The sequence below is a fragment of the Pseudomonas maioricensis genome, from assembly GCF_022790535.1.
In the GTDB taxonomy this organism is placed as follows: domain Bacteria; phylum Pseudomonadota; class Gammaproteobacteria; order Pseudomonadales; family Pseudomonadaceae; genus Aquipseudomonas; species Aquipseudomonas maioricensis.
Genome location: NZ_LOHG01000008.1, coordinates 253,788 through 274,994 on the forward strand (window position 1 = coordinate 253,788; position 21,207 = coordinate 274,994).

Below are 21,207 nucleotides of genomic sequence, written 5' to 3' on the forward strand. Positions count from 1 at the left end.
CCGAGCTTGCTCGCGATATAGACGACACGGAACGTCAGATCTACCGAGGTGCCTGCATCGCGGGCAAGCACCGCTCCCACAGGAAAAACCGCGTTTCATCTGTGGGAGCTACCGGTGGCTTGAGCCAACTCACTCTCCCGGTCCAGCAATTTCTGCTTGCGCTCTACGCCCCACCGATACCCTGAAATACCACCGTCACTGCGCACCACCCGGTGACAAGGAATGGCCACTGCCAGCCGGTTGGCGCCGCAGGCCATGGCCACGGCTCGAAAGGACGTGGGCGCGCCGATGCGTTGGGCAATTTCCGCGTAGCTCGCGGTACTGCCCGGCGGTATCTCCTTGAGTGCCAGCCAGACCCGCTGTTGGAAAGCCGTGCCGCGCATGTCCAGAGGCAGGTCCAGGCCCAGGTTGGGTGATTCGATAAAACCCACCACCCTGGCGATCATCTGCTCGAAATCGTCGTCCGCCCCAACCAGGGTTGCGTGGCGGAACTGATCCTGAAATTCACGTACCAGCAACTCCGGATCGTCACCCAGCAGGATGGCGCACACGCCGAGCTGGCTCTGGGCAACCAGAATAGAGCCCAGCGAGCATTCGCCAATCGCGAAGCGTATTTCGGTGTCATGGCCACCTTGGCGATACTGCGCCGGTCTCATGCCCAGCAACCCGCCAGACGCCGCATAAAAACGACTGCTGGAGTTGAAGCCTGCGTCGTACAGAGCGTCGGTAATCGAGCCTCCCGAGGACAATTGCTGGCGTATCTTTTTGGCTCTGTGTGCATTGGCATACGCCTTGGGCGTCAACCCGGTCACCGCCTTGAACACTCGATGAAAATGATAGGGGCTGAGTCCCGAACTCTCGGCAAGCTCTTTCAGGCTGGGAGCACTATCGGCGTCTTCGATGCGACGACAGGCGCAGGACACCAAGGCTGCGTGCATCCGGGCGACATGGCTTTGGTCTGCGGCGGCACGTTTGCTGGGGCGATACCCTGCAGCTTCGGCTTGCTCGACGCTGTCAAAAAACACAACGTTATCGGGGTTGGGCAGGCGCGACAGGCTGCTCGGGCGACAGTAGACGCCAGTGGTCCGCACGCCATAGACGAACTGCTCGTCCGCTGAAGCATCGCGGGTCAGCACCGCTTTCCAGCGCGGGTCATTTTCGGTAGCCGACGATGATGATTTGCTGCGTGTCATGAGCCGATACCTTACACGGATACGATGAGCCTCAGCTTATTGGGCGAGTAGACCGCCTGCACTCCGGGTCTTGCGGTCAAATTCGATTCAGTCGGCAAGCATCGGCGGCAGGGTCCCCAGCAGAGAAACCGCCGCCAGAGCGGCCATACCAAACAGGCATTCGAACGCTACGCTGATACGCACTTGGTTTAACCGCAACGTGCCGCGATTCAGCGCCAATCGGTTGAACAGTGCCAGTGCGAGCATGCACAACACCATGACCACTTTGATGCCAAGCACCAGGCCAAAGCCGGAAAGCGCGGGCGTCGGCCAAGGCGCGCCACTCATGACCCGAACGTTGACCAATCCAGTCAGGAAAATCAGCGCCACCATGACATAACCGAAACCGCCAAAGCGCAGCAATACCCCTCGCATGTCGACATCCGCGGGTTTACGTAGCAGCGTCAGCAACAGACCTAGACCGCCCAGCCATGCTCCGACCGCCAGCAGATGAACGAACTGGTTGAGGATCAGCAACTGGCCGTACACACCGTCGAACATCGCCACGTGCCCTACCGGGGCCAATGTCGCGAGTAGCAGGGTTGCGAGCAGCAGATTCAGCCATGGCAAGCGGCGGTTGCGGGTCAGTAAAACCAGCAGCGCCAGGTTAAAAACCAAGTGCCAGACCCAGAACTTGCCGAAAGCCGTGTGGCCAAGGACCAACAGCAAGGTTGCCGGAGCAAGGCTATCAGCCCAACTGCCTGCCATGCTCGCAGCGGTCAGCAGCAGCCAGGCAATGGCGCTGGCCAACCCGAGCGCTGTAAGCCATCGCAGGACCTTGATCGGCTGAAGGTAGTTGGCGCGAGCCAGGTGAGTGCGCAACAGGAGCTGCTGTGAAAGATAAATCCCGAACAGCGTCAGCAGCACCCAGAAGTGCACGAAGCGACACAGGATGAGTGCGGTCTGCATGAATCAGGGGCTTACGGTAAAGGTATAGCTGCCTTCGCTCTTGTGCGTGTCAACGGATACCGCGTGCCATTCGACCTTGTAGTCTCCAGCCGCCAGCGGCGCGGTCGGCGTAACGATGAGGGTTTTCTTGTCGGCGGGATCAGTTGCAATACCAGGGACCGGCTCAACCAGAGTTTTGCCGCCCGGGGTGGTTGAGGTGATGCTGACTTTGGTGAATTTTTCTTCAACGCCTTCCGAGAAGTGCAGGCGCAGTTCCTTGGGGCTGCTGACGGTGCTACTGGCAGCGGGCAACTGGCTCTCCAGGTGCGCGTGAGCCATTGCATTGGTGGCCGCGGTCAGGGAAGCGAGAAGGGTCAGAGTCGAGAGGAGGTGCTTGAACGGTTGGGCAGACATCAAAAAATTACCTGTTTGCGGAAGCTGGATTATGCGCTGTTGATCGGCATTCAAGGGCCCAATAGACCAGAAACTGCCCGGCGACTCCAGCGTTGAGTACCCCATCAGGATAAAAAATCAAAAAAAAGCCACCGCACAAAAGTGAGGTGGCTATAAAGTTTTAACCAAAGGAATGATGAAGTGGGAGCATCAATCTGGCGCCCTCTGATGCGGATTCAGAGAGCGATCGAATACGTTCTTCATCGCCGCCCACACTATCACCGCTGGAAAGATTCAGACTATTACGATAATTGATAGTGACTATCATCAAACCAAGAGGCGCCTGAAGTTTCAAAGGTGTTAAAAACTCGCGGGCAGGTGAGCAAACCTGTCCGTTCGAATCGGCATCTGGAGCTTGAACAGAATCGTCAGAATTCTTGATCATTCCTGTATGTCAACAATGTCTGTATTCATTTTCGCATCTGCCGTATCTCTTCGCTTATTGAGTCTCCTGTGCCAAGGCGGGTCATTCTTGCTGTAGCCTTGTTGCGCGAAAAACGATAAGCAATATTGAAACAGGGGAAAGAAATGAAGTTTCTGACATGTAATCTCATCACGCTGGCGGTCTCACTGGGAGTGAGTCAACTGGCATCGGCGGCCACCGTCAGCGATCAGTCTGAAGCCACCGGATTTGTGGAAGGCAGCAGCCTCAACCTCAACCTCAGAAACTATTATTTCAATCGTGATGGCAAGAACCGCAATGGCGATCGCGTAGGCGATCAGAAGGACTGGACCCAGGCTGTGTTGGGTAATTTCAGTTCCGGATTTACTCAAGGCACTGTGGGGTTCGGGGTCGATGCATACGGCTACTGGGGCCTGAAGCTGGACGGCGGCGCCGGGACAAGCGGCACCGGCAACCTGCCAGTGAACCGCAATGATTCACCAGAGAACGAATACGGCACTGCGGGCGGTGCGGTGAAACTCCGTATTTCCAAAACCGAATTGCGCTACGGCAACCTGCAGCCAACAGCGCCGGTATTTGCTGCTGGCGGGACAAGACTGTTCCCGCAAACAGCAACCGGTTTCAATCTGCTGAGCAGTGAAATCGATGGGCTTGATCTGGATGTCGGGCACTTCACCGGCAGTAATGGCCCGGTGACAACCAACAATAATCACGGTCTGCATGCGGCCTACGCAGATGTCGAGTCAAGTAGCGTTGATTACGCCGGTGGCAAGTACACCATTAACGACAATCTGACTGTCAGCCTCTACGGTTCGGATCTCAAGGATGTATGGCATCAGTACTACGCCAATACCAACCTGACGCTGCCGCTGGCTGATGAGCAGTCGCTGAATCTTGATTTCAATATCTATCGCACCACCGATTCGGGCCAATCCAAAGCGGGTGATATCAGCAACACTACATGGTCGATGGCCGCCGCTTATTCTTTCCTGACGGCTCATACAGTGACACTGGCGTTCCAGAAAGTTAATGGCGATACGCCATTTGACTATGTTGCTTTCGGTGATAATTCGGCCGGTGATACAGCGGATTCGATCTTCCTCAACAACTCCGTGCAGTACTCGGACTTCAACGGTCCCGGAGAAAAATCATGGCAGGCGCGTTATGACCTGAACATGGCAAGTTATGGCGTCCCCGGCCTTGGATTCATGGTGCGTTACGTCAAAGGTTATGACATCGACGGCACCAATATGCCTGCCAATACCCAGTACGGCGGTTACGGTGAAGATGGTAAGCACCACGAGACCGATGTCGAAGCCAAGTACGTGGTCCAGACCGGACCTGCCAAGGACCTCGCATTGCGTCTGCGTCAGTCCTGGCACCGGGCCAATGCCGATCAGGGCGATACCGATAACAATGAATTCCGCCTGATCGCTGACTACCCGATCAATATCTTCTGATACCCAGTGCCTATCGCCAGGCAGCCGTAGCGTCTGCCTGGTTTTTTCGGTCTGGTACTTTCACTCATGTCAGCGGCGAGCACTGTGCGTTACAAGATTCGGCGTTTGCTGATAGAGCGCTGGCGGTACGGCATTCGGGCGGCTGGCGGGAATATTCAGCTTGATGGCGTGAATGATCGTTTGCGCCTGAGCGAGAATTTCGCTGACCAGGGTGGCTGTCGCGTAGTCCCCATAGCGGCTGGCGCGCTGAGTCACAGGCTGAAGCTGTCGGGCAAATGACCCCAGCTCTTGCGCGCGGCTGTGTATGTTATTCAGTCCGTCTGCAAATGGCACCTCAGCACAATGCTGAATCGGTGCCCTCATCGACGCCAGCAGCACGCGCTCCGGCATACCACCGAAATCCTTGATACGTTCACACAGGTACTCAATGTGAGTGGTGGTCGCTTCGGCCAAGCCATCAAATGGCTGCTTCATGACGGTAAAGCCCGGGTTGCGCAGATGATGCTGAATATTTTTCAACTGATCGAGCAGCTCGACGTGCGTACTCAGGTGCCTGCGCATCAAATCAACCAGCTCAATACGGGCGATTCGACTCAGTGAAAAGTGTGCGCCGTATGCGCTGACACGACAGTCGGTCCAGTGAGTGCGTTCGCCATTCATTGTGTTCATCATGCTCAACTCCTGCGCGTTCATAGTGCTGAAGTACGCAGGTTAATTAAAAGTTCTCGCACGGTCTGTGCTACCTGCAGTCAGCGGACTAGCGCCTGAGTGTGTTCCTTGTATACCTTGGTTTGATCCGGTTGAGATAAACAGGCCCTGGTAATACCGAGCAAGGGAATAGTGTGCCGACGGCCCTGGTTAATAAACGTCATCTGAGTGCTTATGAAGGGCGGGCCATTATTGTTCACAAAGTGCAGTGGGTGGCTTAATTAAAGCCAACACGAGAAAAGGCCGCTGCAGGGAACTGCAGCGGCCTTTTCTTGCTTCGCTAAACATGATCAGGGCTCATGAGATCAACCATTCTGGCAATTGTTACCGCCGCTGATGCGGGTGTATTGCAGATTGTGCTCAACACCTTTGCTGTCTAGATACAGCATGTGCGCCTGGACGGGGCCGCAGGTGGTGCTCTCGGCAGAAGTCACTTTGAGGACTTTGGCAATATCCAGATTTTGCGAGTAGTTGTAATCCACAGAAGGGGGCAATTGTGCGTTGTTATTGACGGAGTCGTTAGCCGAAGCAAACACCGAGAAAAACGAAAGGGCAGCGAACAGGGCAAAGTTTTTCATGTGAATCTCCACTGAGTATCAAGTCGGAATGCCTGCAAAGCTTCAAGGTTTGCTTTGCTGTTGGAATGAATTCTAGGCGCGTTATGGGGTATGCAAAAATGGAGGCTGTCGATAGACGCCATCACTGCAACTGATACTTGATAAGCACGATAAGTAGCAGCGCAATAAGACGCTGCTGGAATCTAAAAATTCGATGCGCAACATGTGTTCTATCAATGGATCAGATAGCCAACTTCCATCGTCGATTGCATGCTCTTGGCCATCAATTCGCCACGGAGGCTGGCCATGCAAAAGTTCGAAATACTTCGTTCAACCCGTTTCGACAATCTGGTTCATGAGTACGGTCTGGACGGCAGTCGTTTGCTCCCTTGGCAAGGCTACCCGATGCCGTTTGCCGGTGGCTGGTGTGTGGTGCGCCCCGGCACTCGCAGTGAGCCGCATACCCAGATCGATCAGGAGATATTCATCGCTATCAAGGGCCGCTCACGGCTGGTGATTGGCGAGCGAGAGCTGGAGTTTGGCGTGGGTGATATCGCGGCGATTCCCAAGCACACCGATCATTACATCATCAATGATTCACCCGAGGACTTTCATTTCTACGTGGTCTGGTGGGACATGAATTACGTCAACGACTTCGTCGCTCAGCACAACGAGACTACGGGGTGCCTGAATGACTAGGTTCGTGGTCACCATCACCCCACCGACGCCCAACGGCGACTTGCATATCGGCCATATCGCCGGACCGTTTCTGGGCGCTGACGTGTTCACCCGTGTGCAACGTCAGCGAGGTCATGACTGCGTACTGGTTTCCTATTCCGATGACTACCAGTCTTACATGCTGCGCAAAGGCCTGGAGCAGGGCGTTGACCCTGTCGAGCTGGCTGTGCGCAATTCGGACCGGATTGAAGCGTCACTGGCGGCGATCAATATCAGGCCCGATAACTGGATGCGGCCGCAGGACAATGCGTTCTTCGCTGACGCGGTGCGTGAGGTGTTCGACAAGGCCCGTGAGGCGGGAGTCATCGAGTTTCGTGATGCCAGCGAAGCTTACTGCGCGGGCTGTGATGTCTGGGGCTACGAAGCCTTTGCTCGTGGACTGTGCAACTACTGCGGTGCCGAATCCGACGCCAGCCAATGCGAAAACTGCGCTCAGGCACCGGACTCGATGCTCATGACCGCGCTGCACTGCAAACTCTGCAGCCAGCCTGTGCAGTGGCGTAACAGCCATCGCGCATTTCTCAAACTGGCGCTGTTCAAGCCAGCGTTGCGCGACCGCTTGCTCAATCGCAAATGGCGCAAGCCGCTGAATAACTGGCTGGTCGAGACCCTTGAGCATTTGCACGACTGGGGCGTGACACGGCCCGGCGATGCCGGACTGGACCTGGCAGAGGGTGATTCATGTCGTGTCCATACCTGGTTCATGGGGCTGGCCGGTTACATGGCGGCGTTTCGTGAACATGCGGCGCAGATCGGCAAGCCACATCTGTTCCAGCAGTACTGGCAATCAGGGCAGGGCACGCTGGTGCACTTTCTTGGTTTCGATTGCGTGTTCAGCCACGCAGTGGTCTATCCGGCCTTGCTATCGGTGCTCGATGATTTAGACGTTCGCCAACTGTTCATGCCCAATCAGTTCCTCAAACTCGACGGCCTCAACCTGTCCACCAGCCGTAACCATGCGATCTGGGTCGCTGACCTGGTCGCCCAGGCATGCGCCGACAGCGCTCGCCTTTATCTGGCCGCCGTTGCACCGGAGGAGTGTGAAGGTGATTTCCGTCTGCAGCATTTCCAGCAGTGGCGGGCGGAAGTGTTCGACGATTTTTTCCCGGCGTTGCTGGAGGCCGGCGCGCGGCAGGGCGGCAGCAGTTGGTGGAACGGAATGTGCGGGCCCGACGCAGGCTTGCTTGAAGCGTTGCGCCTGCAATGGATCAAGGCAACCCAGCCAGAGCTGTTCTCGATGAAAAGCATGGCGGGTGTGCTGCTCGACGTGATCGCCATCGCCAAAACCCGCTTGGCTGAAGGGCGGCAGGTCAGTCACTTTGCTGCCTTCATCGCCGTCACCGGGCAGGCCCTGATTCCCGACACGGCGGCGCGTGTTGCCGAGGCATTTGCGCTGCCGCTGGACAGAGTCAGCGCGACGATTCTTACCGGCTCGGCCGCTGAATACTGCATCTGAACGGACTCATCACTCATGTTTATGGACTATGACGTCGCAGTGATTGGCGCCGGGATTATCGGTGCGAGTATTGCGGCCCGACTCAGCAGTGCCGGTATGGCGGTTGCCCTGCTTGAAAAAGGCGTGGTCGGTGCTAGTGGGGCCAGTGGTTTCTCGGGTGGTCTGGTGCGGCTTTACGACCCTGATCCGTTGTTGATGGACCTTGCAGCGTTTTCCATCGGCCAGATACACGACGGTGTTTTTGCGAGTACTTACGCCAAAGCATTGCAACGCAGCGGAGCGCTCTACTGCGCTGCGCCGGAGCAGACGAGCGAGCTTCAGCGCGCAATAGAACGACACGCCAGCGCTGAGTACCCCATGCGCCTGATCTCGGCTCAGGAACTCAACGGTATGCACTTCGCGCCGATTCCGGAAGGTGAGCGGGTGATTCTTTTCGAGCCCCATGCCTGCGTCGGTAATGTACGGCTGGCGACGCACCTGCTCGCTGATGTGGTGCGCAGCAATGGTTTGCTGCTGGAGCATTGCGAGGTGCAATCGATTGATTGCCACTCCCGACACGAGGTTCATGTCGGGCTGGGCGCCAGTACGCTGCGCTGCCGTGCATTGGTGGTGGCGGCGGGCGGCTGGAGTCGTCAATGGGTGCCGGAGTTGAAGCTGGAGACCCGCTCGATTCCCCTGGCCAGGGTGCTGACCGACGCAGATTGCGGTATGCCGATCATAGACGCGGTCAGCCAGAGTTATCTGATCCCGCTGACGCGGCATATCGCGCAAACCGGTTGCGGTTTCCGCGATATTCGAGTGTCCCCGAGTGAGCTGCCGCCCACTGACGCGCGTAATCAACAAGATGCGGCAAGGCGAGTACGCCAACTGACCGGTTGCACTCATTCACGCGTGCTGGATGTGTTGCCGGGGTTCGATAGCTACAGCCCTGATGGCAGGCCCTTGCTGGGGGTCGTCGGTGAAGACAGCCCGTTGTTTCTGGCTACTGGCATGTCCGGTCTTGGTTTCAAATTTGCTCCGGGCATTGCCTGTATTGCGTTGGAACAGGTGCAGCGACATCTGCTGAATACACCACCTCATCAGGACTGGTCTGCACTTTCGCCGCTGCGAGCCATGTTGCCTGTTGCACCTGTCGGGGTGCAGCCATGAAGAGGCTCAAGGTCGGCGTGTCTGCCTTGTTTGATCCTGCTGACACTCCGCACGCCCGGACCTTTCTGCGGGCGCTGTGCGTGGCGCGCAATTTCATTCCGGGCCTCGCGCACGTGCAGTGGCACTTTCTGGATGACGGTGCGCACCCGGTGCGTGCCGAAGAGGTCGCTCGTGAAATGGTCGCGGCCAACGTTGATCTGGTGGTTGGCCATTTTTCATCCGACGCGGCGGTCAGTGCGGCGGCGGTTTATCGGCAGGCAGGCATTGCACTGCTGACCCCCGCGGCGACTATTGATTGCCTGACGCGTGACCACCACAACGTGTTTCGCTTCTGCCCATCGGACCGCCAACTGGCCAGGGATCTGCTTGCCTGGATCAAGGTTAGAGGCTGGAAAACCCTTCACGTTGTCGCCGATCAAAGTGCTCATGGGCGGGCCCTTGCCAAGGGTATCGCTCAGGCGGCAGCCGATTACGGCATAGCTCAAACCCATGAGCGTGAACAGGCGCAGGTGGAGGTTTTTGCCGGACGCCTGCGCAGCAGCCGTGAGCATTGGCGGCAACGTCGGGCCAGCGGCAGTCGGCGGCCGCTGATTTTCACTGATGACGCCGCCTCGCGCTGGCTGGGTAACGCCGCCGTTGACGACTCCACGACCTGGGTCATCGGCTTCGGCAGTCCCGATGATGAGGCAGATCGTTGTCACGGCACCGTCCAGCACCAGGCGCTATTTGAGACGGCCCCCGAAACCTACTACCGGGAGAGCCTGCTGCTGTTTCATGTGCTGGGTGTGCTGGCGAACCGTGAGTGGCGCCGCGCCGATCTGCTTCAGGCCCTCAATCACACAACGTTCAGCACGCCCCTGGGCGACGTCAGCTTCGATCAGGGTGAGCTCAGAGGTGCCTGTAACCGGCTATGGCAGGTCGGTCCCCACGGTTTGCGCGCGGTAACCGGATCGTGCGCCGAAAACGGGTCCAGCGATTAGACAACGCCCTCAACCCTCATGCCTTCAACACTATGGATGGAACGCAAATGAACGCATCAACACCCGGAGTCGCTCACGCAGACGCCGTATGCATCGGCTTTGGCCCGGCAGGGATCGCGCTGTCGTGCGTATTTGAAGACGCACGGGAAGCTGGCACGCCGCCAGGGGATCTCTCCCTGTGTTTTCTCGAAGCGGCTCACGAGACTCACTGGCATCGTGAGTTGTTGCTCAGTGGCACCGACATCAACCACCACGTCTTTCGAGACCTGGTGACACCGCGTAATCCGCGCAGCCGGTTTTCGTTTGCAATGTACCTCAAGGACAAAGGCCGCCTGTTCGATTTCGGTTTGCTGGGGCGTCCCGCCAGCCGTCATGAGTGGTCGGACTATCTGCGCTGGGTCTCGGCGCAAGTGGACAGCCAGACACACTTCAACGCCCCGGTAAGGGAAATCCTGCCGGTGATCCGCGATGGCCGCCTCAAACTCGTACGGATCGAGACGCAGAAGGGCAGCTTCGAGACTCGTAACATCGTGCTGTCCAGCGGCAGCACGCCGCGCATACCCGAGCAGTTTTCCGGCTTGCTGGGGGCGACGCTGTTTCACACTTCGCAGTTTCTGACCCGTTTGCAGGCGTTCGGCAACGTCTTGCCCAAGCGCTGGCTGGTACTCGGTTCGGGGCAGAGCGCCAGCGAGTCGGTGCTGGAGTTGATAGCCCGTGACAGCGATCTTCTCGTGCATTCGGTGCACCGTTCTGCGGGTTTCAAATTGACCCAGTTGGGCCAGTTCCCCAATCGGGTTTTTGCCCCGGACCACGTCGATTACTTCCACAGCCTGGCCCCTGCGGCCCGCCAGCGGTTTTTGCAGTGCAGCAGTTCGACCAATTACGCCGGGATTGATCCGGATGAAAGCCAGAAGCTGTTTTCCGTGATTTACGAGGACAGCATTGCCGGGCGTCAGCGTCTGCGAAGCCATGCCTACAGCGAAATCAGTCAACTGGAAAAAACGCCTGACGGCTACCGGGTCACCCTGACCGACACCTTCAGTTTGCTCAGTCAGGTCGTGGAGGTGGACGTCATCGTGCTGGGCACTGGCTATCAGCAGCCTGTGTTGCCGCCGTTGTTGAGCAACCTGCAGCCTTGGCTCAAGGCCGATCTGGATGGCGGGCTGGTGATTGATCGCGATTATCGCGTGGCCACTCAAGGGCAATGCGACGTGAAGGTGTGGGTCAACGGTCTTTCAGAACGCAGCCATGGCATCAGCGACAGCCAGTCCTTTTCGCTGATGGCATTGCGCGCCGGGCGCATTGCTCAAGGCCTTGAACGGGCTGTTCAGGCGCACACCCACGAACCGCTTCTGGCTGAATGACATGACCCCTACCTACAACAATATTTCCGATATCGTCCACGACCAGACCTTTCTCAACGTCAAAGGCGTTGGGCCTGAGTTCTTTTTGAAGCTGGAATCTCTCAATCCGGCGGGCTCGATCAAGCTCAAGACCGCCGTCGGCCTGGTCGACGATTTGTGTGCCCGCGGCCAGATCAACCCGGATACGGTTCTGATCGAATCGTCGTCGGGTAATCTGGGTGTCGCACTGGCGATGATCTGCGCTGAGCGCGGGATCAGATTCACCTGTGTGGTCGACCCCAACAGCTCCAATCACAACATCCGCTTGATGCGCACTTACGGTGCCGAAGTGATTCAAGTCGATGAGCCGGATGCCAACGGCGGATTCCTCGGTACGCGCATTGCACTGATACGTCAGAAGGTTGCGGCTGACTCGCGTTACGTCTGGCTCAACCAGTACGAAAACGCTGCCAACCCTCGTGCCCATGCGCGAACGACTGCGCAGTCCATCGGTCGGCATTTTGGTCACGTGGATTATCTGTTTGTCGGCGCAGGCACCACAGGCACGCTGATGGGCTGTGTGCAGTATTTCCGCCGCCATCACCCGGCCACGGTCATTGTTGCAGTGGACAGCGTCGGCTCGGTGACCTTCGATACGCCGCCCGGCAAGCGCTTTATTCCGGGTCTGGGCACCAGTCAGCGGCCGCCGATTTTCAATGCCGAGGGCATCGATTATCTGGAGATGGTCCCCGAGCAGAAAACCATCGCCATGTGTCGCGTGCTGGCGCGCACCAAAGGGCTATTGGTGGGTGGGTCCACCGCCACAGTGGTTGCCGCAGTGCACGCCTGGCGCGAGCGTATTGAACCCGGTTCAGTGGTGGTCGCGTTGTCGCCGGACTGGGGGGAGCGTTATCTGGACACGCTCTACGATGATTCGTGGGTGGAGCAACGCTTCGGCAGTCAGGTACTGCAGATGACGCTGGACGACCTGTCGGTTGAACCTTCGCTGACCACCGATCTGCGTAGCGAGCGCCTCAAACAATCGGCTTTTCATGTGGTCGACGGCAAAACCGTTGCGCAGATTCTTGCTGAAGATCCGGTGGCGTGCATCGACGACGTTCAGCAGGCTTATCTGGAGCATCACGCCGGACGCAGCATCAACCCCGACAGCTATTTTCTGCGCTTCCCGCAAGCCCCGGCGAATCGAATTATCGCCTTGCCCGCCAGCTTGTCCGGTGAGCAGCCGGTCAGTGGCATCAAATGGATTTCCAGCTTTCCCGGCAATATCGACACCGGGCTGCAACGCGCTTCTGCGGTTTTGCTGCTCAACCATGCCCGCACCGGATACGCCTACGCCTGCCTGGAAGCGTCCCGGATCAGCGCGATGCGTACAGCTGCGTCGGCGGTACTGGCCACTCGGTGGCTGAACAGACAACACAGAAAAATCGGTCGCCTGTCTGTCGTGGGGGCAGGGTTCATTGCCAGAACAATTCTCGACATGTTCGTCAGCGATGGCTGGCAGGTCGATGCGCTGGACGTCTTCGATGTGCATGCCGGTTCAGCGGCCGCGCTGATCGGGCATGCCACTGTGCAGCATGAGCTGGTCTGCCAGGCAGTAGACCTTGATACGGCATTGCAGGCCGAGGTCGTGGTGTTCGCCACCACCGCACCGAGTCCTTATGTGATCGAACAGCGATTTCGGCCTGAGCAGATTCTGCTGAACATTTCCCTGCGCGATCTGGGCCCGGAAATCATCGCCGAGGCCAATAACATTGTTGATGATGTCGAGCATTGTCTGAAGGCCGGGACATCGCCGGATCTCGCCGTGCAGCGTTATCAGAGCCGTTCGTTTATCACCGGCACGCTGGCGCAACTCATGCTCGGTGAAGTCGAGGTCAGCCCGGACAGGCCCACGATCTTCTCGCCATTCGGGCTGGGCGTCCTGGATCTGGCGGTGGGCAAGCGCGTTTATGAGCGCGCACTGGAGCAGGGCAGCGCATTGCCGGTGACCGACTTTTTCTTCGAATCGAAGCGCTGGTGATGCCCATGCCAATCAACATCGACACGAAACGCATCTCCATCATCGGCATGGGGTCCCGGGGCCTCAGCGTGCTGGAGCAATTGATTCGTGCGGCCCGAATCAATCCCCGCGAGGCTTTGCTTATCGAGCTGTTTGACCCACAGCCACCCGGCAGCGGTCTGCATGCGCCCGAGCAGCCTGACTACCTGATGCTCAACACCATGGCAGGCCAGTTGTCGGCATTCTCCTCGGCCTTTCCAGTGTGGAAAGCCGGTGATCCTCCCGGGCTGACGTTCTTGCAATGGTGCACCGCTGAGAAGCTACGACTGGATGAGCGAGGCCATGTCAGCAACAGCCACGCGGGAAGGCCCATCGAGTTTGGTGACTTCGTACCGCGCAAGCTGCTCGGTCGTTACCTCCGTGATTGCTACCGCTACCTGTTGCGGTTATGCCCGGCGCACGTGGACGTTCGTCATCACCGGGGCATAGTGACTGGCTGTTGCCCGACGCCTGGTGATCGGGGCTTTTATCTGCTCACCGCTGACGGGCAGCGCTGTGAGACTGATGCGGTCTTCGTGACGACCGGACATACGCCGCAACCTGCCGTGCAATGTACGGGTGATCGCGTCGCGGTTGAGGGGCTGGGATTGAGCGCAATGGACTGCATCGCATCGCTGACCGAAGGCCGGGGCGGGCGCTTCGAACGGGACGACAGCCTGGCGGGCTGGCGTTACACGCCTTCAGGGCTGGAGCCGCAGATTGAGCTGTTTTCCCGTTCGGGCCTGCCCTTTCATTGCCGCCCGCAATGGACTCCGTCAGCGGTTGTGCCGCAGCGCATGTTTTTCATCGCTCAGGCCATCGCAGTGCAGCGTGAAAACTGCCCCGATGGTCGACTGGACTTCGTTCAGCATGTGCTGCCGCTGATCAAGGATGAAATGCGCGGGGCTTTTTATGTCGCCATGGCTCGTCTGCAACAAGCTGAGCGAGCAGAGGATGTTCGCCGGGTACTTCAGGGGGCGAGCAGCGCTGAAGCCCGGTCTGAAGCATTCGCGACGCTGGCTGAGGCGTATGGCGCGTTCAATCCGCAGGACTATTTGAACACTCAAGGCTGGCAGGGTGAGCCGCACACCTACGCCCAGTGGTTTCGCGAATGGATTGCCAACGATCTGGCCCGCAGCCGCCTTGGGACCGAGAACAGTCCGCTCACGCAGGCGCTGGAGGTCTGGCGTGATTGCCGCGACCTGTTGCGCCTGGCTGTGGATCACAACGGCCTGAGTGATTGCTCGACCCAGGCGTTTTACGGCGGGTGGGCCAGGCTCGGCAATCGTCTGGTGGGCGGCCCGCAGAAGGAGCGCTACGAGGATTTGCTGGCGCTGATCGATGCCGGAGTGGTCCGGCTGCTACCGCCGATGGCTATCAATGAGGTCGATAACCTTGAGGTCGATAGCCTGATTCGGGCCCGCAATGCCCATGGCGGGTTGAGCCAGAACCGTTGCGCTTTGATCGATGACTTGCTGCGGCAGGGATTGATCAGGATGGCCCATCCGTATCCGGCGGATGGCGTCGCCATTGATAGCTCAAGCCGAGCCATACGGCGTGACGGGACCGTCAACCAGCACCTCTGGGTGCTGGGGCCCGCAGTCGAAGGCAGTCGCTTCTACAACCATTACGTGCCAACACCTGATCCTGCCTGCAAGGCGCCGCTGGAGGCGCACATTGCGGTGCAGGCCTGCCTCAGGGCGCTGCATGCCGAAGCAGCCGGTTGCGTTGTGCATTAGCCCCGGCGGTTGAACGCCATCACCTCAAACTCTCCGTTAAAAAAGGATTATCTCCATGGTCGAGATCACTTTGCTGACCGCGCTCGCTGGCGCTTTTATCGTGCTGATCATCAGTCCCGGCCCGAACTTTCTGGTCATTACCCAGCTGTCATTCAGCCAGTCCAGGCAACAGGGGATCTGTGCCGGGTTGGGCGTCGCATCAGGCAGCATTATCTGGGCGTTGCTGGCCTGTACCGGCCTGGGTCTGGTGTTCCAGCAGTTGCCATGGGCGCAACCCGCGTTGCAGTTGCTGGGCGGCGCGTATCTGATCTGGCTGGGCAGCAAAAGCCTGCGCAATGCTGGCGCACAACCCAAACCCCGCAACCTTGGCGAACTGGGCATCGGTAGCCTGGGACGGGCCTACCGCTTCGGTTTGCTGACCAACATGACCAACCCCAAGGCGCTGGCCTTTTACACCAGCGTTTTCACTACCGTTTCGACGCCTGGGCTGCCGATGTGGGTGCGTGTCGCCGGGGTATCGATCATCGCGGTGCTGGCCATTTCATGGTTCGTACTACTCGCCACGTTGTTTTCCATTCCCGCCGTACAAGCTCGCTATCAGCGTATGAAAAAGACCATCGACATCATTACCGGGTTGTTCATGGTCGCTTTTGGTCTGCGCTTGCTGATCGGTCTGTGGCCTGTCTGATCAGCAGATTTCACACAGAACCCGTGGGACCGAACCTATTCGGGAAGAGGCCATTCCATTCGCCGCATTTTTTCCGTCAGGAATGCCGCCTTACCGGACGCTTATTCATTTGAACAAGGATGAACACCATGCAAAACAATGATTGGCACTATCCCACTTCAATTCGGGTGGGGCCTGGCCGGGTACTGGAATTGGCTCAGGCCTGCGAAGCCAGCGGTATCCGGCGACCACTCATGGTGACCGACCGATTCCTCGGTGGTACTGACATGATTCAGCAGGCGCTGGCGCAGTGCCGCGGAACACTTGGGCATTGCGGTCTGTTTGATCAGGTCAAAGGCAATCCAACCGGCACTAACGTGGCTGAAGGGCTACACGCCTACAAGGCGGGTGGGCACGACGGCGTGATTGCTTTCGGCGGTGGGTCTGCGCTGGATGCCGCCAAGGCCATCGCACTGATGTCCGGACAGACGCGCCCGCTGTGGGATTTTGAAGACATCGGTGAAAATCACCTGCGTGCCGACCCGCAGGGTATAGCCCCGATTATTGCGCTGCCGACCACTGCCGGGACTGGCTCGGAAACAGGGCGGGCCGCAGTAATCACCGATGAGCAGGCACGGGTCAAACGCACCATCTTGCATATCCGGATGATGCCCCGGGTGGCCATTCTTGATGCCAACCTGACCTTGGGTTTACCGGCCCACCTGACCGCTGCAACCGGTGTTGATGCCTTGACCCATTGCATGGAGGCGTACTGTTCGCCTGTCTATCACCCGATGGCCGAAGCGGTGGCGGTCAAGGGCATGCAGATGATCAAACAGTTCTTGCCCCAGGTTGTTGCCGACGGCCTTGATGTACAGGCCCGGCAGGAAATGCTCGTTGCTTCCTGCCTGGGCGCCGCGGCCTTTCAGCGCGGGCTCGGTGGTGTGCACGCCATTGCCCAGACACTGGGCGCTTTGTATGACCACCACCACGGGTTGCTCAACGCGATCCTGCTGCCTTATGTGCTTCAGTCCAATCAGCCCGCGCTCGGTCCGCAAATGGAGGAGCTGGCCTTGGCGCTTCGTCTTTCCAAGTCTGGGTTTAATGGGGTGATGGAATGGCTGCTGGCGTTGCGTGAGCAGATCGGCATCCCGCATACCCTTGGCGAGTTGGGTATCGATGAGCGTGACGCGGAACTGATTGGGCAGATGGCGTTTGCCGATGGCTGTTCGCAGACCAATCCGATCCGCCACTCGGCGCAGACGTATGCACAGATATTCTGCAAGGCAGTTCATGGACGTTGATCAGCGTTTGATCATCGACGAGGCGACGATCAAACGCCTCGATACGGTCTGGCAGGACGTTGTCGAACAGGGCCGGATTGTCGGAGGCGTGTTGTTGCTGGCGCAGGATGGCGTGGTCCGTTACGCGTCTGCCCGCGGCTGGGCAGATCGCGAAGCAGAGATTGCCGTCACCCGTGAGCACAGTTTCAGGCTTGCGTCGTTGACCAAGCTGATCACGTCAGTCTGTGTTCTGCGTCTACACGAGCAAGGCATGCTGCACCTGGATGATGCGCTGACACGCTGGTTGCCGGATTTCGTGCCAAGGCTGGCCGATGGGATGGCTCCGGGCATCACATTGCGCCATCTGTTGTCCCACACCTCAGGGCTGGGTTACGGCTTCGGGTTGCCTCCCGGCAACGCCTACGAGCAGGCTGGAGTCAGTGACGGACTGGACCTCGTGGCCTTTGATCAGGCTGAAAACCTCAAGCGACTGGCCAGCGTTCCTTTGTTGTTCAAGCCGGGCTGTGCATGGCGTTATTCAATCGCCACCGAGGTACTGGGAGTAGTCATCGAACGTGTAACCGGGATGGCGTTGCCCGAGGCCATTGCCCATTGGGTAACCCGGCCGTTGGGCATGAGCGCTAGCGGTTTCTACATCGAAGGTTCGCAAGCTCCCGCCTGTGCCTACAAGGATCATGCGGGGATACCCACGCGTATCGGGCGCACCGATGAACTGCTTCTCGACAGCGGCAGGGCCCGCGTTTCGGCCAGCCGTCATACTGCCTCGCGGGCGTGGCCGTCTGCTGGCGCAGGCATGCTCGGCACTGCCGATGATTATTTGCGGCTGCTGGAGTGCTTGCGCCAGGGAGGCGCGCCGTTATTGAACCGTGCGAGTACATCGGGTTTGCTGAGTAACGCGATTGGCGATGTGCATATCGAGGGCAGGGGCGCTGGCTGGAAATTCGGCCTCGGCCCTTTGTTACTCACTGACCCGGCTCAGGCCGGGCAACTGCAGGGCGCTGGAACCTGGTCGTGGTGTGGCGTGTACGGTTGTCATTACTGGGTCGACCCGCAGGCTGGGGTGAGTCTGATCGCGATGACCAACACTGCCGTCGCCGGTGCCTGGGGCGAGTTTCCGGATGCGCTGGTCGCGGCGATTTATCGCCGCGACTGATCAAGCCCTGGTGAATTGCTTGCGATAGCTGCTGGGGCTGATACCCACCATGTTGCGGAAGTGGCGGCGGAACGATTCCTCGGAACCGAACCCCGCGACGTCGACGACTTCAGTCAGGCGCATGTTGGATGACTCCAGCAGTTCCTTGGCATAAGCGATGCGCTCGCCCAGCAGCCAGTCATTCGGGGTCAGACCGGTACTTTCCATGAAGCTGCGGTGCAGCGTGCGCGTGCTGACGGCCGCGTGGTCGGCCATCTCCTTGATACTGTGCGGGCGTTGAAGGTCACTGCGAATCCAGTCCATCAGCTTGGAAATCGGCCCTTCGCTGGACGACACCAGTTGGCGTGAAGCGTATTGCGACTGACCGCCTTCGCGATGGGGCGGGATCACCATTCGCTGTGCAACCATGTTCGCGACTTTCGCACCGTGATCGTTGCGCACCAGATGCAGCATCATGTCCAGGCCAGCAGCAGAACCCGCTGCGGTGACGATCTGCCCCTGATCGACATACAGCTCATTGGGCTGGATGGTCAGTTCCGGGTACATGCTGGCCAGCAGGTCCGTGTAGCGCCAGTGGGTGGTGACGCGTTTACCTTCCAGCAAACCTGCCGCAGCCAGTACAAATGCACCGGTACAAATCGAGCAGATGCGTGCGCCTCGGGCATGAGCGTCCTGCAACTGGGTAATCAGCTTGGCCGGAACCTCCGATTCAACGCCGCGCCAGCCGGGCACAATGATGGTGTCGGCGTTCTCCAGCAGCACTTCACCCGGTGTGGGCACGATGGTAATACCGCCTGCAGCGGTAATCTCGCCTTCATCCACCGGGAACGTGGCGAACTCGTACCAGGTTACACCCAGCTCGGGTCTTTTCAAGGCGAACACTTCTACCGTGCAGCCAAATTCAAAGGTGCACAGCTGGTTGTAGATGAGGGCGACGACGAGATGGTTTTTCATGGCACGATGTTACCGGATATTGGCATTTCCGCCAGTAGTGCGGTGCAAATGTACTGGTTAACCTGAAGCCCTGAAATCAGGCGGTTGCCTCAACATTTGCCAGCGGTCGCCGGTGCGATCCAGGGAGTACGTTCGTGTCTATCAACATCGGTATCTACGTCTATGACGACGTTGAAGTTCTTGACTTCGCAGGTCCGTACGAAGTCTTCACCACCGCGACCCGCATGCATTTGCGCAAAAGCCGCGATGACCGGGCGTTGTTCAACGTATTTACCATCGGTCGTACTACCGACCCCATCCGGGCGCGCGCCGGGCTGAAAGTCGACCCCGACCACTCGATCAATGACCACCCGGTGATCGACTGCCTGATTGTTCCGGGAGGCGTGGTCAATGCCGAACTGGAAAAGGCTGACGTGATTCGCTGGATCACCAGCCAATGCGCGCCTGAGCGCGTCGTCGCGGCAGTCTGCACGGGTGCCTTTCTATTGGTCAAGACCGGCAAGCTGGCCGGTAAGCAGGTGACCACCCACTGGGAGGATATTGACGACTTGAAGGAGATGTTTCCTTCCGTCGACGTGCTCAGCACCTTGCGTTGGGTTGATGAGGGCGCTTTCGTGACCTCGGCCGGTATTTCCGCTGGCATCGACATGAGCCTGCACCTTGTGGAGCGTCTGCACAGTCGCGAGCTGGCGGAGCGTACTGCTTTGCAAATGGATTTCGACTGGACTGAAAACGACTGACGCTGACTGCGTTAAACATCTGGCTGACGCGGTCGGCCAGATGACTGCCTGCTGACCTTCGTCATACGCGCCAGACCTCCCACCGTTTTTCGCAACAAGCTGGCACATGAGGCTTGCGGCGCGCCACTATCTCCCTCCAACGTGCAGTCCAGAGCCTTCAACGCTTACGCTAGAGTGCAGGAAATAATGAATACCCATTTCTTCAAAGTCGTCCAGACCGTTGCTGTCCACGGTTCCTTTTCGGAAGCTGCGGCGATTCTGGGGTGCAGCCAGTCAAACATCAGTTACGCCATCAAAGAAGTCGAAGACTATTTCAACAAGCGCCTGTTCATCCGCAGCCGTGCGGGTTGCACGTTGACGCCTGAAGGCCAGGTCATCAGCCGGACGCTGGACAGTCTGCTGGCGACCCTGGAGCAACTAAAAAAAATGAGCTCAGCGGCAGTGTCACGATTCGTTATTGCAATCATATAGACGAGACGTCGCTGGCCGGGTGCATCGAGACCATGACCCGCTTGCATCCAGGCGTGCATCTGAATGTTGTGCATGGCAGCGAACAGCATCCAGGCCTGGACCTGCTGCGCAGGGAGGCGGCGGATATCCTGATTCTGCCGAGTGCGGTGCTGGATGAGCATCATGTTGAACACGTGCGATGGGCAGATGCTTATGTGTTGGTGGCTGCGCGAAGCCGTTCGCTGACGCCGCGGCCGTTTCATGAGCTGTGCGAGAGCGTCCGTTATGTTTCCTGGCGTCATGCCGGTGTGGAGCGTTTGCACGGTCAGTTGGCGGCTGCTCAGGTCCGTCTGAGTCACCGTGGGGAGCTCAGTTGCGTTGCTACGTTGCTTGATCTGGTCGGCAAGGGGCAATGCATGACTATTTTGCCCAGTCGTTTGTTACCGGAACCGAGCGCTTTGTACGAGTGCGTGCGTTTGCCGGTCGCGGTTGAGCGCAGTATCAGTGTTGTCGCCCGGCCGGGGTCGTTGCTGTCCAATGCGGCTAATGAGGTGGTTGAAGTGCTGAAGAGGTTGCCGGTTGGGGGGTAGGGCGATTCAGGAAATTATTGCGTACATATCCGTTATTTCGGTAACGGCTAATATCGGTTGCGCTTTTACAGCGCCTCACTTTTGTGCCGGAAGCCGGCCCAGCCAAAAGTAAGCAAAAGGCTCTTGCCCCACCACTTGGTACCTCGCTGTCGCTCGGCATGCCCGTAATCCGACATTGCTGCGC

Annotated in this window: 21 protein-coding genes; 14 read left to right on the top strand and 7 right to left on the bottom strand. The window is 58.4% G+C overall.

Annotated elements, in window-relative coordinates; translation table 11 throughout:
• Positions 1–95: 95 nt before the first annotated feature.
• From ada to AUC61_RS15120, 4 genes are all read right to left on the bottom strand, one after another.
• Positions 96–1,193: a bifunctional DNA-binding transcriptional regulator/O6-methylguanine-DNA methyltransferase Ada gene (gene ada, locus AUC61_RS15105; RefSeq protein WP_243247054.1), complete on the bottom strand. Its 1,098-nt coding sequence runs from the start codon at positions 1,191–1,193 to the stop codon at positions 96–98.
• A gap of 87 nt (positions 1,194–1,280) precedes the next feature.
• Positions 1,281–2,141 carry a copper homeostasis membrane protein CopD gene (copD, locus tag AUC61_RS15110; RefSeq protein WP_243247055.1) on the bottom strand — a complete coding sequence of 287 codons (861 nt, stop codon included), beginning with the start codon at positions 2,139–2,141 and terminating at the stop codon, positions 1,281–1,283.
• A gap of 3 nt (positions 2,142–2,144) precedes the next feature.
• On the bottom strand, positions 2,145–2,534 hold the full coding sequence (gene copC / locus AUC61_RS15115; RefSeq protein ID WP_243247056.1) for a copper homeostasis periplasmic binding protein CopC: 390 nt from the start codon (positions 2,532–2,534) through the stop codon (positions 2,145–2,147).
• Between the two features lie 160 nt (positions 2,535–2,694).
• Positions 2,695–2,958: a hypothetical protein gene (locus AUC61_RS15120; protein WP_243247057.1), complete on the bottom strand. Its 264-nt coding sequence runs from the start codon at positions 2,956–2,958 to the stop codon at positions 2,695–2,697.
• Between the two features lie 143 nt (positions 2,959–3,101).
• Between AUC61_RS15120 and AUC61_RS15125 the strand changes: the two genes are divergently transcribed.
• Positions 3,102–4,436: an OprD family porin gene (locus tag AUC61_RS15125; protein ID WP_243247058.1), complete on the top strand. Its 1,335-nt coding sequence runs from the start codon at positions 3,102–3,104 to the stop codon at positions 4,434–4,436.
• Positions 4,437–4,505: 69 nt separating this feature from the next.
• Here the strand turns inward: AUC61_RS15125 and AUC61_RS15130 are convergent, their stop codons facing one another.
• Positions 4,506–5,108, bottom strand: coding sequence for a ferritin-like domain-containing protein (locus tag AUC61_RS15130; RefSeq protein ID WP_243247059.1), 603 nt, complete (start codon positions 5,106–5,108; stop codon positions 4,506–4,508).
• A gap of 341 nt (positions 5,109–5,449) precedes the next feature.
• Positions 5,450–5,722: a DUF2790 domain-containing protein gene (locus AUC61_RS15135; RefSeq protein WP_243247060.1), complete on the bottom strand. Its 273-nt coding sequence runs from the start codon at positions 5,720–5,722 to the stop codon at positions 5,450–5,452.
• Between the two features lie 285 nt (positions 5,723–6,007).
• Here AUC61_RS15135 and AUC61_RS15140 point away from each other — a divergent pair, with 285 nt between their 5' ends.
• The 10 genes from AUC61_RS15140 to AUC61_RS15185 all read left to right on the top strand — a co-directional run bounded on the left by AUC61_RS15140 (position 6,008) and on the right by AUC61_RS15185 (position 18,289).
• A complete protein-coding gene (locus AUC61_RS15140; RefSeq protein WP_243247061.1) occupies positions 6,008–6,400 on the top strand; it encodes a cupin domain-containing protein in 393 nt (130 codons plus the stop codon).
• Positions 6,393–7,895: a methionine--tRNA ligase gene (locus AUC61_RS15145; protein WP_243247062.1), complete on the top strand. Its 1,503-nt coding sequence runs from the start codon at positions 6,393–6,395 to the stop codon at positions 7,893–7,895. Before AUC61_RS15140 ends, AUC61_RS15145 begins: the two co-directional genes overlap by 8 nt.
• A 15-nt stretch (positions 7,896–7,910) precedes the next feature.
• On the top strand, positions 7,911–9,044 hold the full coding sequence (locus AUC61_RS15150) for an NAD(P)/FAD-dependent oxidoreductase (protein WP_243247063.1): 1,134 nt from the start codon (positions 7,911–7,913) through the stop codon (positions 9,042–9,044).
• Complete coding sequence (locus AUC61_RS15155; protein ID WP_243247064.1) at positions 9,041–10,024, top strand: ABC transporter substrate-binding protein; 984 nt, start codon at positions 9,041–9,043, stop codon at positions 10,022–10,024. Before AUC61_RS15150 ends, AUC61_RS15155 begins: the two co-directional genes overlap by 4 nt.
• A gap of 47 nt (positions 10,025–10,071) precedes the next feature.
• Positions 10,072–11,388: a SidA/IucD/PvdA family monooxygenase gene (locus AUC61_RS15160; protein WP_243247065.1), complete on the top strand. Its 1,317-nt coding sequence runs from the start codon at positions 10,072–10,074 to the stop codon at positions 11,386–11,388.
• Between the two features lies 1 nt (position 11,389).
• Complete coding sequence (sbnA, locus tag AUC61_RS15165) at positions 11,390–13,408, top strand: 2,3-diaminopropionate biosynthesis protein SbnA (RefSeq protein WP_243247066.1); 2,019 nt, start codon at positions 11,390–11,392, stop codon at positions 13,406–13,408.
• Between the two features lie 11 nt (positions 13,409–13,419).
• Positions 13,420–15,165: an FAD/NAD(P)-binding protein gene (locus tag AUC61_RS15170; protein ID WP_422765349.1), complete on the top strand. Its 1,746-nt coding sequence runs from the start codon at positions 13,420–13,422 to the stop codon at positions 15,163–15,165.
• Positions 15,166–15,220: 55 nt separating this feature from the next.
• The gene (locus tag AUC61_RS15175) at positions 15,221–15,853 is read left to right on the top strand and encodes a LysE family transporter (RefSeq protein WP_243247068.1); all 633 of its coding nucleotides are present in this window, start codon (positions 15,221–15,223) and stop codon (positions 15,851–15,853) included.
• A gap of 128 nt (positions 15,854–15,981) precedes the next feature.
• Positions 15,982–17,136 carry an iron-containing alcohol dehydrogenase gene (locus tag AUC61_RS15180; RefSeq protein ID WP_243247069.1) on the top strand — a complete coding sequence of 385 codons (1,155 nt, stop codon included), beginning with the start codon at positions 15,982–15,984 and terminating at the stop codon, positions 17,134–17,136.
• Positions 17,126–18,289, top strand: coding sequence for a serine hydrolase domain-containing protein (locus tag AUC61_RS15185; protein WP_243247070.1), 1,164 nt, complete (start codon positions 17,126–17,128; stop codon positions 18,287–18,289). The genes AUC61_RS15180 and AUC61_RS15185 overlap by 11 nt, the downstream gene beginning before the upstream one ends.
• Here AUC61_RS15185 and ftrA read toward each other — a convergent pair whose 3' ends face one another.
• Complete coding sequence (ftrA, locus tag AUC61_RS15190) at positions 18,290–19,243, bottom strand: transcriptional regulator FtrA (RefSeq protein WP_243247071.1); 954 nt, start codon at positions 19,241–19,243, stop codon at positions 18,290–18,292.
• Positions 19,244–19,377: 134 nt separating this feature from the next.
• On the opposite strand from ftrA, the gene AUC61_RS15195 reads away from it, so the two are divergent.
• The 3 genes from AUC61_RS15195 (at position 19,378) to AUC61_RS15205 (ending at position 21,023) form a co-directional block, all read left to right on the top strand.
• Positions 19,378–19,983, top strand: a complete 606-nt coding sequence (locus AUC61_RS15195) for a DJ-1/PfpI family protein (protein WP_243247072.1) — start codon at positions 19,378–19,380, stop codon at positions 19,981–19,983.
• A gap of 186 nt (positions 19,984–20,169) precedes the next feature.
• Positions 20,170–20,454, top strand: coding sequence for a LysR family transcriptional regulator (locus tag AUC61_RS15200; RefSeq protein WP_243247073.1), 285 nt, complete (start codon positions 20,170–20,172; stop codon positions 20,452–20,454).
• An 11-nt stretch (positions 20,455–20,465) separates the two neighbouring features.
• Positions 20,466–21,023 (top strand): LysR substrate-binding domain-containing protein, encoded by a 558-nt coding sequence (locus tag AUC61_RS15205; protein WP_243247080.1) that lies wholly within the window; start codon positions 20,466–20,468, stop codon positions 21,021–21,023.
• Positions 21,024–21,207: the final 184 nt, after the last annotated feature.